The sequence below is a fragment of the Vibrio sagamiensis NBRC 104589 genome (assembly GCF_007990935.1).
Lineage (GTDB): Bacteria > Pseudomonadota > Gammaproteobacteria > Enterobacterales > Vibrionaceae > Vibrio > Vibrio sagamiensis.
In genome coordinates this window covers 1-13176 of record NZ_BJXJ01000057.1, presented here as the reverse complement: position 1 = coordinate 13176, position 13176 = coordinate 1, and the positions used below count along the sequence as shown (strand labels likewise).

12 protein-coding genes are annotated in these 13176 nt (G+C 38.1%); 6 read left to right on the top strand and 6 right to left on the bottom strand.

The window, feature by feature from the left end; all coding sequences use genetic code 11:
* Positions 1 to 316 precede the first annotated feature (316 nt).
* Both VSA01S_RS18175 and VSA01S_RS20065 read left to right on the top strand, forming a co-directional pair.
* On the top strand, positions 317 to 772 hold the full coding sequence (locus VSA01S_RS18175; RefSeq protein WP_083932187.1) for a GNAT family N-acetyltransferase: 456 nt from the start codon (positions 317 to 319) through the stop codon (positions 770 to 772).
* A gap of 75 nt (positions 773 to 847) precedes the next feature.
* On the top strand, positions 848 to 1006 hold the full coding sequence (locus VSA01S_RS20065; RefSeq protein ID WP_158000753.1) for a hypothetical protein: 159 nt from the start codon (positions 848 to 850) through the stop codon (positions 1004 to 1006).
* Positions 1007 to 1269: 263 nt separating this feature from the next.
* Here VSA01S_RS20065 and VSA01S_RS18165 read toward each other — a convergent pair whose 3' ends face one another.
* The 5 genes from VSA01S_RS18165 to upp are packed head-to-tail and all read right to left on the bottom strand — an operon-like array spanning position 1270 to position 4431.
* On the bottom strand, positions 1270 to 1956 hold the full coding sequence (locus VSA01S_RS18165) for an HAD family hydrolase (RefSeq protein WP_039978672.1): 687 nt from the start codon (positions 1954 to 1956) through the stop codon (positions 1270 to 1272).
* Positions 1957 to 2008: 52 nt separating this feature from the next.
* Complete coding sequence (locus VSA01S_RS18160) at positions 2009 to 2233, bottom strand: tautomerase family protein (RefSeq protein WP_039978671.1); 225 nt, start codon at positions 2231 to 2233, stop codon at positions 2009 to 2011.
* Between the two features lie 12 nt (positions 2234 to 2245).
* Positions 2246 to 2842 (bottom strand): NADPH-dependent FMN reductase, encoded by a 597-nt coding sequence (locus tag VSA01S_RS18155; protein ID WP_039978669.1) that lies wholly within the window; start codon positions 2840 to 2842, stop codon positions 2246 to 2248.
* A gap of 9 nt (positions 2843 to 2851) precedes the next feature.
* Positions 2852 to 3772: an EamA family transporter gene (locus tag VSA01S_RS18150; protein ID WP_039978667.1), complete on the bottom strand. Its 921-nt coding sequence runs from the start codon at positions 3770 to 3772 to the stop codon at positions 2852 to 2854.
* Positions 3769 to 4431 (bottom strand): uracil phosphoribosyltransferase, encoded by a 663-nt coding sequence (gene upp, locus VSA01S_RS18145; protein ID WP_039978666.1) that lies wholly within the window; start codon positions 4429 to 4431, stop codon positions 3769 to 3771. The genes VSA01S_RS18150 and upp overlap by 4 nt, the downstream gene beginning before the upstream one ends.
* 156 nt (positions 4432 to 4587) lie before the next feature.
* Here upp and VSA01S_RS18140 point away from each other — a divergent pair, with 156 nt between their 5' ends.
* The 3 genes from VSA01S_RS18140 to VSA01S_RS18130 all read left to right on the top strand — a co-directional run bounded on the left by VSA01S_RS18140 (position 4588) and on the right by VSA01S_RS18130 (position 10062).
* Complete coding sequence (locus tag VSA01S_RS18140) at positions 4588 to 5073, top strand: MarR family winged helix-turn-helix transcriptional regulator (RefSeq protein ID WP_039978664.1); 486 nt, start codon at positions 4588 to 4590, stop codon at positions 5071 to 5073.
* A 175-nt stretch (positions 5074 to 5248) separates the two neighbouring features.
* A complete protein-coding gene (locus tag VSA01S_RS18135; RefSeq protein ID WP_083932186.1) occupies positions 5249 to 9136 on the top strand; it encodes an amino acid adenylation domain-containing protein in 3888 nt (1295 codons plus the stop codon).
* Between the two features lie 11 nt (positions 9137 to 9147).
* On the top strand, positions 9148 to 10062 hold the full coding sequence (locus VSA01S_RS18130; RefSeq protein WP_039978662.1) for a pseudouridine-5'-phosphate glycosidase: 915 nt from the start codon (positions 9148 to 9150) through the stop codon (positions 10060 to 10062).
* Between the two features lie 513 nt (positions 10063 to 10575).
* On the opposite strand, the gene VSA01S_RS18125 is transcribed toward VSA01S_RS18130, so the two are convergent.
* Positions 10576 to 11883: a Vps62-related protein gene (locus VSA01S_RS18125; protein ID WP_039978661.1), complete on the bottom strand. Its 1308-nt coding sequence runs from the start codon at positions 11881 to 11883 to the stop codon at positions 10576 to 10578.
* A 1053-nt stretch (positions 11884 to 12936) separates the two neighbouring features.
* Between VSA01S_RS18125 and VSA01S_RS18120 the strand changes: the two genes are divergently transcribed.
* A partial coding sequence (locus VSA01S_RS18120) for a CesT family type III secretion system chaperone (RefSeq protein WP_186810634.1) occupies positions 12937 to 13176 on the top strand: 240 nt, incomplete at its 3' end.

The window sequence follows — 13176 nt, the reverse complement described above, 5'->3', positions numbered from 1 at the left end:
ATTCAACTTCCGTATCCCTTTAAAGCCTTGAATCTGCCGGTGGCTTCGATAAGCTTTTTGATGGCTCGATAGAGATAATGCCATTTGCATTTCACCCTTGGCCATAACGCGTTGCTCAGTGGTGAGTTATGGTCAAAAGTCTCGCGGGTTGTGAATAGCATTCCAGTTTTAGGCGACATCTTGCAGCCAAATTCCCCTTCATGTGACATAACTTATTGATTATCATTTGAGCCAATATAAAAAAGGCTGCATTATTGAAGGATGAGAGACGACAATTTATCGTCTAATAAGCGTTATACCGCAAGGAAAAAATACCATGGAATTAGTTCCACCGTCGTCAGAACTCGAGTCCGCTTTTCTAGCGATGTATAAAGATTTCGCTGATAATGATCCTGAAAATTCAGAATATTACAGTGAATCTATTGCTGATTTTTCCTTATATATCCAGCGTTTGAACGATGAAGCAGAAGGTGTGAACTTACGAGAAGGCTATGTTCCTTGCAGTCATTTTTGGCTTGTCGACTGTCAGAAAACCATTCTAGGCGTTATTAGAGTTCGCCATAATATTAGTAATGAGTTTTTGTCACTGGAAGCAGGCCATATCGGATATGATATTGCACCATCATTTCGAGGTCGGGGTTATGGTAAGCAAATGCTTAAATTAGCCTTACCTGAAGTTAAAAAGCTAGGCATTGAGAAAGCTTTGATTACGGCTAGAGGACAATCAGCAGGCTTCGATGGGGGGTGTATTTTCCAGAGTATCTCAAGGTAATAAGTTAAGCCATGAAGCCGCCTTAGCTCTGGCAGATTTTGGGTTCTCGCAGAATTTGGTATTTGAAGGAAACGGATGAACAAAAATTCAAAGTTGGCTAGCAAGGTTGAACAGGATTTCGGTGTGGCTTTTGAGCGAGCTCCCTTTACGATCAATCAATTAAATGAAGTAAGTGATAATGAAATTTTTCAAAATCTTATTTTCGACACTACACATCGACCTATGTCTCAATGAGTATCGTCAGAGCCTAAGCAGGACATTTTCTAAGCTTGGTGCATATTATTAAAATTATGTTAAATAAGAATCGTTAATCCCCCTCTCCTTCAGCCATACCGACACAAAGTGCTTTAATATAGGTTACAGCGTAACTTAACGTTTGTATGATTTATTATCATGTCCATGGTGAATCAACCTGGCACTTGCTGCTAGAAATGAAGATATTTCTGAGGGACTCAGGTAAGCACCTCAGAAACGTCTTCAATTTTGGCAATAAGCCTCTATATATGATGATCGCTAAAATTTTGTTTGCAAATATTAACAACACGATAAAAATTTGATGCAATCCAAGTTGGATTTGCCTCTTTCAGCTCTTCTTGAGAATGTATACCGTAATCGACGGCAATAGATTTACAACCAAGGTTATTGGCCATAAAAATATCATGTGTGGTATCACCAACCATCAAGGCTTGATCTTTTGATGCCTGCAGATATGTTAGAATCTTCTGCCCAGATTCTGGTGCTGGCTTCTTGTTATGAACCTCATCCGCACATACGATCACATCAAATAAATCAGCAATACCTGCTGCAGTGAGTAAAGCGTTGGCACTACGTGCAAATTTATTGGTATTTACAGCCAAGTGAAACTGTTCGTTTTTGAGCTTGAGTAGCCCTTCAGAAACTCCTGGAAAAAGTAACTCCTTGGCCATAGGGAGAATTTTCTTCCTAAACTGATTTTGATATTCGTCAACGCAGCTCACTATAATTGATTCTTCTTCCGGTTGACATAAAAGTTTAGAAAATGCTTTTTCTAAAGGAAGACCTATAGTGTTACGGATGTTATGATCATCTAATTGATTCAACCCTAGGGCCTCGAAGGTTGCATTGAAAGTTGTAGTAATTGCTTGGGCAGTGTCAAATAGTGTGCCATCTAAGTCAAACATGATGACAGGAAAACGTTGAGTCATAATAAAGTTCTCGGCGAAGTATTATAATTAATGATAAAGGCAAAATTAATCATTAGTAGTTTGGTTTTTTTACTAAATTTTTCTGCTTTTTTTCTATTTCTGGTTCGTAAACTAAGATTCCCCAGTCGCTTTGTTCGATCGCTTCCGTTGCAATTGAAATAACACTTTTGTCACATTGGAATACATCTTGGATGGTTATCGTAATCATCTCAGATAAATAGTTTTTCTGCTCTTGGGTTAAAGCTTTAGGAAAATGTTTGATAGAAATGTGCGGCATGATTCCTCCTAATTACATTCCAAATGGGAAGTTTTTCAATTCTTGTTGTAAATTTTTTCGTACTGCAATTAATGCTTGGGCGTAACTAGCGAGAGACTTAACGGAAAATCTTGCTCGGCTATCAAACTGTTTATCTGTTACTAAATCTTCATGTGAAATAAGGCTTTCACAGTGTCTAAAGATTAAATGATCAGGAATAAAACAAGCATGATTATTTTTACTGCCTGTCATTCTAATCTCACTGATAGGATAGACACCGTTAACTCCTGCTGAGATACTTACAATTAATATCGGTTTATTACCCAACTGTTCTGAAGTACATAACATAAGAAAATTTTTTATAGAAGGAGTGGCCATACCATGCCATTCCGGAGTAATAAGTATAATTGCATCTGATTGAGTGGTATCTTCGGCAATTATTTTCCAATTACTCCACTCTTTCTTTTCATAATTGAAAGCACCATCCATCAGTGGAATGTTAAGAGAACTGAGGTCAAAAATGTTAATGTCATCAAATCCTTCAGTATATGCAAGGCGCCTTAAATAATTGCCAGCCTTAAAACTATACGAATCTTTTCGATTACTTCCTGAAATAATACTGAGTTTCATCTATTTTCCTTATTGATTTGATGGTGATTTCGTATTGTATATAAATTTACAAGTTTCTTTTTCTTGGCGCCTGTCTGTTTGTGGGCGAGACATATAAACTGAAATAATGATTCCTAGTGCGCCAAATAGTTGCGTTGTACTAAAAGATTGACCTAGGATGAAATACCCTAAAAGACATGCGGAAAGTGAACTTAGGAAACCAAGAAAGGAAATTGTTACTGGGTTTAGTTTTTCGATACCACGGAACCAGACATAATACCCAAATACTCCGCCCATCAGTACAAGATAGGCATAGCCAGTGGCATTCAAAATAGTGATAGTACTAGGAAAGTCTTCATACCAAATAGTTACTGGTAAAAGCATTATGCCGCCAAGCATTAATTGCCAGCCTGTGAAGCTCATTAGAGACATATCATCAGGACGTCCCCAGTGTTTTGTCAATAAAATTCCCAAAGCCATACTAGTTGTTCCGAGTAAACCTAATAAGATACCTAGACCATTTAGATCAGCATCGTTGTTGAAAACTAGAACACTGACTCCGGTAATACCAATTGCTGCAGAAATAATATGAGTAGTACGAATTTTGTGTTGAAAAAACATAAACCCAAGTGCCATTAGCAGTAAAGGTTGGACTGACATAACTAAGGCTGCGAGCCCTCCGGGTAGATAATAGGCAGCGGCAAATAGACAGTAAAAAAATAATCCAATATTAAGTAATCCAAGCACAGCAATTTTGCCCCACCATCTCCCATTTGGCCGTGTACGACAAAACATAATTATTATCAACCCGGAACCTAAAGCCCTGATGACTGATGCAAACAATGGCAAATCTTGAGGCAATAACTCTGTTGTAACAATGTAAGTACTGCCCCACACAATTGGAGCCATAGCTGTCAAAGCTATATTAATTAGAGTTTGAAACTTATTCATGACTTTTTCACCGGAACTGTTCCAAAGTAACGATCTCCAAAATCACCAATACCAGGACGCATAAATGCATTATCATTTATACTTTCTTCTACAGAAAATGTGACTATTTGAATGGAAGGATGCATATCCAATAGTCTTTGCAGGCCTGATGGCGAAGTGAGTAAATTTACGACTATGATATTTTCAGCGGGAACTTTATGTTCCAGAAGTACATCAATCGCTTTTAGTAATGAGCCACCAGTTGCTAGCATAGGTTCAAATAAAAATACCATTTTTTGGGCAATATCAGGAGGGAAGTGGCAGTAAAAATACTTAGGCATTTTTGTTACTTTATCTCTTTGAATCAATATTTTTCCGATAGATTGGTCAGGAAACATTTTTTTGAATTCATGCTCCATTGATTCGCCAGCACGAATGACAGAAACACCACATACATCTTTTGACAGTGACATTCCTTGGTAAGAGTCGCCTATCGGTGTAGTGATTAATTGGTTTGAATAAGGCAACAATTCAGAAGCTTTTATTAACAATTGACGAAAAGCTTGATCACTGTAAGTCGTGAATGTGGCTAAATCTGCGTCCTTATTACGAATCTTCGTATTCAAATACTTTACATAAGGTGACTCAGGTAAAATATGTAGTTTTTCGTGGTTTTGCATGTTTTAGTGTCCTTTAATACTTGTGACTAGTGATATAGATGATAGAATCAAGCATACTTTTAAAAAAGTATCTTTCAAGTAAGATAGTTTGGTAAGGCTACATCCCAAGAAACTTTTTTGCAAGTTTCTTTTTGTAAAAACAAATGAGGAGTAAAAATGCAATATGACCATGTCGACCGTTTATTGGTGCAGTGGCATCATCAAAGACCAGATTTGGATTGTTCACCTATGGCAGTAGTTGGCCGACTCAGCCGAATGAGCAGAATGTTTGATAGTAAAATCAATGCTACATTTAAAAAACATTCATTAAGTTCAGTGGAGTTTGACATCTTAGCTACACTTCGGCGCTTCAATGAACCCATGACACCAACTGAGCTCTATCAAACATTAATGTTATCTTCTGGTGCTATGAGCACACGTATTGAAAAACTTGTACAAAGAGGGTTTATTGAACGTATTGCTAGCTCAGAAGACAGAAGAAGCTGTCGTGTTGTTCTTACACCAGAGGGCTCCATCCATATTAATAAAGCTTTAGAGGATCACGTAGTTAATGAAAAAAAGATGCTGGAACCTCTGTCAAATGAACAGTGTGAACAACTATCCCAACTGCTCCGAGCTTGGCTACTGGCTAATGAATCTTAATTACTAACCCATAATATCTATTGTTTAAGCCTGCTATGTTGCAGGCTTTTTTGTGACACTCTCCCACTAAAAAGTATCTTTCCAAAGAGTTACTTGACAATGACAATGTTATTGGTAAAGTATTGTTATAAATGTTAATAAGTATCAACTAAAATAATACAAAGAGGTAAATCCAATGACGTCGTTGTTAGAGCATTCCAATATCTTGCCTAGACATTATTCATCACATCATTCACTTTCTAATCAACCATCCGTGTTTGCCATGCTGGACAGTCAAGTGGAAATTCACCCTTTTAATATTGCAGTTAGGGACACAGAATCATCCATAGATTACATTTCTTTTCAGACATTAATTTATAGAAATGCACAGCTTATCAATCAATATTTTGGTGAAAGTGAAGTTTATGTTGGCCTTTTTTGTGAACCATCCGTTGAAATGATAACGGGGGCATGGAGTATCTTAGCTGCCAATCGTGCTTATTTACCTTTAGCTCCAGAGTACCCTGAAGAAAGAATCAGGTATATGATAGAAGACTCAGGTATCAATGTAATACTAACTCAGGAACATTTGAAGACTGAATTAGAGTCAATAGTTCCAGACCACGTTAAAATCTTGACGCAATCCGAGTTGAAAAGTTTAAGTCTTTGTGGAACGTCGACATTAGTTGATGTTCATACTTGTTGTAAAGATCGATTGGCTTATCTCATTTATACTTCTGGAAGTTCAGGCAACCCAAAAGGAGTTATGGTTACCTACGAGAATATTTCTCATCAAATTGCTTTTATGAAAAGTCAATTTTTTTTTGATCAACAGGATAAAATCCTGCAAAAAACACCCGTAAGTTTTGATGCTGCGCAGTGGGAGGTTTTAGCTCCTGCGTTTGGTTGTCAGGTTATCGTAGGACCGAAGGATTGTTACCGTGATCCAGACCTTATGATAGAAACACTTTTGGAACATGATATTTCTGTACTTCAATGTGTACCAACTCTACTACAAGCACTGGTAGAGCACCCACTTTTTACAGACTGTCTTGGTTTGAAAAAGGTCTTCAGTGGTGGTGAGATATTGACAAGGAATCTAGCTGTAGATTTTTTTCAATGTTTGCCACATTCACAGCTTACAAACCTGTATGGCCCAACAGAATGTACAATAAATTCATCGACATTTACCTTATCTCATGCATCTCTCAACGACTATCCTGACGCTATTTCAATTGGAAAACCTGTCACTAACACCTTATACCATGTATTGAAAGAAAATGGGCAAGCAGCAGAAATTGGTGAAATCGGAGAGCTATACATTTCCGGAGCTCAAGTCGCGAGAGGCTATTATCAGCGTGATGAAATGACAAAGGATAAATTTATCCCAAACTCAGCTCCTTATCTTCTTGGACATGAGGTTATGTATAGAACTGGGGATTTAGTTAAGCTGGACATTGACGGGAATACACACTTTGTAGGAAGAGCAGATAGTCAAATAAAATTACGTGGTTATCGAGTTGAATTGGATGAAATCCGTTTGGCAATTGAAAATCATAAGTGGGTAAAGACTGCAGCTATGGTCGTAAAAAATGATCCTAGAACTGGCCACCAAAATTTAATTGCCTGTGTGGAGCTTGATGAAAGAGAAGCTGCATTAATGGATCAAGGAAGTCATGGTAATCACCATCAATCAAAATCAAATAAATTACAAGTAAAGGCGCAACTTTCTAACTCTGGATGCCGCGATATCTCAAAGTGTGAGGCAGGTAGCCTATTTCCTTTGCCAGGGAAAGAGGCTACGGCAGAACAACGAGCCAATGCATTTGGTCGTAAGACCTACCGCTATTTCGAAGGACTGGCTCCAATTTCTAAAGCGAGCTTATTGAATATGATTGAGCGCATGCCAAAACCTGCGCAAATCAAAGGCTCTATTGAAACATTACTCTTGGCTGATTTTGGACACTTACTGAGAAATTTTGGTCAGTTTACTAGTGAAGAGCGCTTACTTCCTAAATATGCATATGCTTCACCGGGAGCTCTATACGCAACTCAAATGTACTTTGAGTGCAGTGGAGTTCTAGGGATTGAATCTGGTATCTACTACTATCATCCAGTCATTCATAGTCTGATTAGGGTACATACAATACCAAAACGCCGAACTCCCACTTTAAATGTTCATTTTATAGGAAAACGGGAAGCAATTGAGCCTGTTTATAAAAATAATATTTTAGAAGTTTTAGAAATGGAAACAGGCCATATGTTGGGAGTCTTTGACGAGTTTTTACCTGAGTATGGGTTATCCATTGTTCAAAATTCGAACTGCTTACGTGATGATTTACCACCATGGTATGATGGTAAAAGTAATGACTTTTATCTGGGCAGCTTCAAACTTGAAGCATACCAATTAATCCCTCAATCAAATAATAGCCCCAAATATTTTATTCAAATACATGGCGATAAGGTTCAGGGACTTTCATCTGGCTTGTATCAGTATGACAGCGGTGAATTACTTTGGTTAACTGATAAAATGATTCAAAAGAAAGATGTTATCGCTATAAACCAAAGCGTCTTTGAACGTTCCAGTTTTGGCATCGGGCTTGTGTGTCAGAATAAAGATACTGAAAATCATTATATTGATTTAGGAAGAGCTCTACAGCGTTTACAAAGTAACGCTTCACTTATTGGGCTTATGTCATCTGGTTACAGTTCAAAAACGAATAATAACCTACCATCTGCACTAAAAATGAAAACCATTTTATCTGAACATAATTGCCCCATGGAGAGTTTTTATTTTGGTGTAGGAGGGCCAATTAGTACAGAGCAGTATCGAAGTGAAGGGATGAATGAAGATCGTTTACATATGAAAGGCCCAACCGAGATATTGAAAGATGAATTGTCATTACAATTACCCAGCTATATGATTCCAAATACTGTTTTGGTATTGGATAAATTACCTCAAACTGCTAACGGAAAAGTTGATTATATTGCATTAAACCAGATAGATGTACTTAATCGGATCAATACAAATCGAGAGTTTGTTCCTTTGAATACTGATACCGAGAAAAGCATTGGGGAGATATGGTGTCGTGTCATGAAGTGGGACACTGTGTCAGCAACAGATAACTTTTTTGAATCTGGGGGGAACTCTCTCACAGCTGTAGCTTTAATCAATCGTATTAACAGTGAATTTTCTGTAAAAATGCCGCTTCAGATCTTATTTCAGAGTCCAAGTATAATTGGCCTAGCTCAATGGCTTGATAGTAATAAAACAGAGCAGAGTCCTTGTTCAAGATTAATCCATTTAAATAAAAGTACTGAACAACCTATTTTTTGTTGGCCAGGCCTCGGAGGTTACCCTTTAAATCTTAGCCTACTGGCTAACGAATTGGTTTCTGGACGTGCTTTTTATGGAATCCAAGCTCAAGGGATAAATACGGGAGAATTACCACTCGCATCTATTGCAGAAATGGCAAAAGAAGACATTAAACAAATAAAGCAAATTCAACCAGAAGGCCCATACACTTTATGGGGTTACTCTTTTGGTGCGAGAGTTGCTTTCGAAACAGCAGCTCAATTGGAGGCGATGGGAGAAACCGTTGATAATCTTTACTTTTTGGCGCCTGGAGCCCCGATAACACAGGTCGAAAGAGAGCAGACTTATGAGCACGAAGCTAGTTTCAAAAATCCTGTATTTTTAGCAATCCTTTTTTCTGTATTTGCTCATAAGGTTGAAGGAAGACTACTAGAACGTTGCTTAGAACTCTGTCGGACCGAAGATGACTTTATTGAATTTATTTGTAAACGTTTCTCAATGCTACAGGCTGACTTAGTGAAACGTATTATTCGCATTGTTACGATGACTTATGGCTTTAGCTATAAATTTGAAGAACTTAATAACCGATGCTTAAAAGCACCTATTACAATAATTAAGGCGCAAGGAGATCATTATTCATTCCTTGATAGTTCACCTGCGTTTAGCAAAGAAACACCTTTATATCTCGATCTTGATGTTGACCATTATCAGGTCTTGAAAGCTACTGGTGTACAGGAATTAAAACGTAAATTGAACCTTAAGAACTAAAGGATAGAAAGATGATACAACTTGAATTTCAACCAGAAGTAAAAGCTGCACTTGAATCAGGTAAAGCTGTTGTTGCTCTTGAGTCTAATGTAATTACACATGGATTAGATTATCCTGAAAATGTAACCACAGCTCTCAACGTAGAAGCAGCTGTCCGTGAGAGTGGAGCTGTGCCAGCAACAATAGGTATTGATAATGGTGTGGTATTAGTTGGTATGAATCGCGAACAAATTGAGCGATTTGCATCGTCATCTAATATTCCAAAAGTGACCAGCAGAGATTTACCCTTTATTTTAGCATCCAAAAAAATGGGAGCAACCACGGTTGCATCGTCTCTAGTTATTGCTGAGTTGGCAGGTATTCCTTTTTTTAGTTCTGCAGGTATCGGGGGGGTTCACAGAGGAGCAGAAACATCCATGGACATCTCCTCTGATCTAATACAATTTACACGCTCTAAAGTTGCTGTTGTCTGTGCTGGAGCAAAAAACATTCTCGATATAGGTTTAACTTTAGAATATCTCGAAACTCATTGTGTGCCAGTTGTCTCTTATAAATCTGATGATTTTCCAGCATTTTATTGTCAGAGCAGTGGGCATAAAAGCCCGATGAGAATGGATCATGCAGATGAAATAGCCGAAGCAATTGAAATAAATAGAGGTATACCTAATTCAGCGGGTATCCTTATTACAACTCCGACACGTAAGGAGGATGCAATTAATAGTGAAGATATTCAAACCGCAGTACAATTGTCAGTTGATAAAGCAGAAGCAGAGGGGGTGACTGGCAACGCAGTTACAAAATTTATTATGAAAGCAATCGAAAAAGCGACTTCAGGTCGTTCTGCAGAAGCTAATAAAGCAGTATTGATTAATACTGCTCGTATTGCTGGTAGGCTTGCCGTCGCACATAGTAATTACTTGAAATGAAAAATTTAAGCTACGCTTATTTGATTTAACAATATTTATGAGGTGCCTATCTGAGCACCTCCTTTTGTTTCCAAACCTCGTTCATAATAATATTTACAAAACCTTATTCTCGACACTACACATCAATCTATGTCTACATTAGTCTCCTCATCGCCTAAACTGAAGGTTCATGAGAGATCTGCCTTCTTCAACGAACTCTTCAATGCCTTTGGAATTTATGCTTGAAATGAGCTGTTCAAACAGACATCTCCGAAATATTTTCAGTTTTTGCAGCAAGCCCAAAGTACTATGACTAAATAATATGCGGCATCATATGATTCAATGTGCCGCTTAGTAGGTAGTTATCGTTCTGTTATGAAAATGAACAACATCTGGTGAGTTACGTGTATGACCGCACGATATAAAGCGATAGACGACCGCAGGTTACCATTACTGCCCTCGATGTTCTTATATGTGCATACGTGAATTTCACCGGGTTGTTACGAGCTTTTGGGGCGCAATAATCAGCGTGCGTTACTCACTTTTATCGTCTTTGTGAGCGGGATCTTCCCAACACACCACCTCTTTGGCAGATGCGTTATAGAAAGACAGTCGGTTGTTTGCGAAATCACTACCATCGCCACGCTTCACGTAGATGATCTCGTCCAACAAGTAGATACCCATTGCCGACCATGGTGGCACGGTATAGCCTTCTTCCTGTGTCTCGGAGGCGAAAATCTCTTGAGATTTTGTTCGTTCCCAACCAAAGCTGGCAGATAGTTCACATGTCACGGTGCCACCAATAAATTTACAGCCGCCTTCTGCGGTTACTGTTAAGTTTGCGCCAGCACTCAACGTTTCTGATTTTGCCTGTGTCACACCAGATTCCCTAGTAAGGTTGAGACTGATTGAAGTGGGCGCCTTGTTATTGTAGTAGAACCCATCACAATGGCTGTATTTCACATGGCGCTCTAGGCGGTAAAAAGGGGATTCACGGAATTGTCTTTCTCGCGGCATATCCTTATCGGCGGTTAAAGCAGTACATGGCACATAAAAGTAGCTCTTTAATATATGCTCCGTCTTAGGTTGTTTGTCGTAGCCCGTGATTTCAGGAACTGGAATATCGCCACCATCGACAGGGAAAATTGGCAGCTTTAAAACACGTAGCACCGAGTCACGGTATGGGCGACTTGGTTTTGAGTGTTTGCATGCTGCTACAAAGCCACCTGATGCTACGAAGATAGTGTTATCACCCTCTACGCGTTGATTTGGTCGAATTTCCCATAATGAAACATCGAGATTACCCTGTGAGCCCTCATCATTCCAAATGAACGTATTGCCGTCTAAGGTGCCGTCTGCCGTAAGGTCTTCACGCACACACATGATTTCTCGTACGTCTGGCTCAGCATAACCTCTGGTTGCCACATCACCCAGCGCCACGTAGCCTTCTGGTGGTGTTGGTCGCCAGATCGAGCACTCAATGTCAGCACCTGATCCTTCGCTATTCCAACGCCTTTTATAGCCCGTTGGGTGTGCTAAAGCAGGTTGTTTCCCTTCGGGCACATTTTTTAGCTTAATCATCATTCCCGCTACACCGTGGGCAAAACAGTCGCTTACTTGCCACTTATCTTTAACAGCAACCGAACAAAGATTGTAAAAACCTTCTTCGTTATCACAGTTAGTCGGTAGCGGGCGACACAAACTAACCGATTTATTGCCGCCATTACCTCGGTCATCCCAAATAAAGTCATAGTTTTCGGCGAAGCGAATAATGACTTCACCACAATCGAGTTGTCTTACGCGAGGATAAATATCATTACTTTCTAATACATTAGAACTCATAGTAATTTCCTTTATGAATCAAATTAGGTTGGATTTAATAGTGGTAGATAGTTTTTAAATTATTAATTAACTTTCTCTTTCTGTTTTCTCTCCTTTTTTATGGGTAAAAAATAAAAGGTAAGCGAAAAACAATACACAACATGTATCATCGTCCTAAATGGATGAAAATATGAAAATCTAACGGAATGCTAGCTGGTGATCATGAAAAAAAGTAAGACCTCCGAGGGCGTCTTACTTTTTATAGTTTGTAATAAATTGATGTGTTTAGCTTAAGATATAACCGTTTATTTCCAGCTTGCTCAACACAAGCTAAGTAGTATAAGCTTTGAAAAATCAGTACAAGCAGCTAGGGACTTAATATCGTTAGCTCTTGAGTCGTACAGTCAAATGTCTAAGCATAGAGAATGACACGTTATTGAAAGAGAGGACTATAAACGAATGTTTATTCTCATAATAATGAAGTGATTATTAATTAGTAACAGTGTTTAAACTAAGATTATATTTATTAATTCGATATTAATCAGTAAAGGCTATTTTTTCAATATCAATAGTTTTATTTTCCAATAATTAAATAAAAGATTTTGGATACTTGAACAATATTAGAAGAATTTTATTGAGTAAAACTTCGCACTAACTGAGCCCATAGGTCAGCTAAATGCATATACAAAATAATTTATAAACAGTTTTTTAAAACGCTAGGACATTCTTATTACTCAGTTTAAATATGTGATTTGAACTGCATTGTCTTTTTAGATAATTACTTTATACACATTAAATTTGTGATATTTTTTGTCGATTTTTTCATGCTGCTTATGGCAGTGACGTACATTTTCATAATCCTTTCCATAGATAGAAGCCAGCGTATCCACTATCATGTTACTGATTGCTTTGATTAGTGATGAAATCTTTTTAAAATGCTGACTTTGTTATCTTTTTTTGATTAACCTCTATATTCCCTAGTCGGTATTCAGCATAATAGTCTTATCATCCAACACTCTGCTCCTTTAGTAAGAACAGAGATACTAATAAATAAAAAATAGGAATGTAAATCAGATGGCCAACGGATTTTTATCGACCCTTCTAAAAGATTTTGCCAAGCGCTGCCAAATTGAAACACTGGAATTTGATGAAGAGGGATATTGTCACTTAATTATTGATAACGAAGTTGCGATTACGCTTCGCTCAGGTGAAGAAAAACTGACACTTATCGGCTTAATCTCTAATGAAAAGCCACATCCTGATGCTTATTTTCAATGCATGAAAGCTGCATTAACAAAAGATGAACCTTGTGTG

What these genes read in the sequence shown, in the direction of transcription:
- VSA01S_RS18175 (WP_083932187.1), top strand. Translation starts at nt 317, where the DNA reads ATGGAATTAGTTCCACCGTCGTCAGAACTCGAGTCCGCTTTTCTAGCG.
- VSA01S_RS20065 (WP_158000753.1), top strand. Translation starts at nt 848, where the DNA reads ATGAACAAAAATTCAAAGTTGGCTAGCAAGGTTGAACAGGATTTCGGT.
- VSA01S_RS18165 (WP_039978672.1), bottom strand. Translation starts at nt 1,956, where the DNA reads ATGACTCAACGTTTTCCTGTCATCATGTTTGACTTAGATGGCACACTA.
- VSA01S_RS18160 (WP_039978671.1), bottom strand. Translation starts at nt 2,233, where the DNA reads ATGCCGCACATTTCTATCAAACATTTTCCTAAAGCTTTAACCCAAGAG.
- VSA01S_RS18155 (WP_039978669.1), bottom strand. Translation starts at nt 2,842, where the DNA reads ATGAAACTCAGTATTATTTCAGGAAGTAATCGAAAAGATTCGTATAGT.
- VSA01S_RS18150 (WP_039978667.1), bottom strand. Translation starts at nt 3,772, where the DNA reads ATGAATAAGTTTCAAACTCTAATTAATATAGCTTTGACAGCTATGGCT.
- upp (WP_039978666.1), bottom strand. Translation starts at nt 4,431, where the DNA reads ATGCAAAACCACGAAAAACTACATATTTTACCTGAGTCACCTTATGTA.
- VSA01S_RS18140 (WP_039978664.1), top strand. Translation starts at nt 4,588, where the DNA reads ATGCAATATGACCATGTCGACCGTTTATTGGTGCAGTGGCATCATCAA.
- VSA01S_RS18135 (WP_083932186.1), top strand. Translation starts at nt 5,249, where the DNA reads ATGACGTCGTTGTTAGAGCATTCCAATATCTTGCCTAGACATTATTCA.
- VSA01S_RS18130 (WP_039978662.1), top strand. Translation starts at nt 9,148, where the DNA reads ATGATACAACTTGAATTTCAACCAGAAGTAAAAGCTGCACTTGAATCA.
- VSA01S_RS18125 (WP_039978661.1), bottom strand. Translation starts at nt 11,883, where the DNA reads ATGAGTTCTAATGTATTAGAAAGTAATGATATTTATCCTCGCGTAAGA.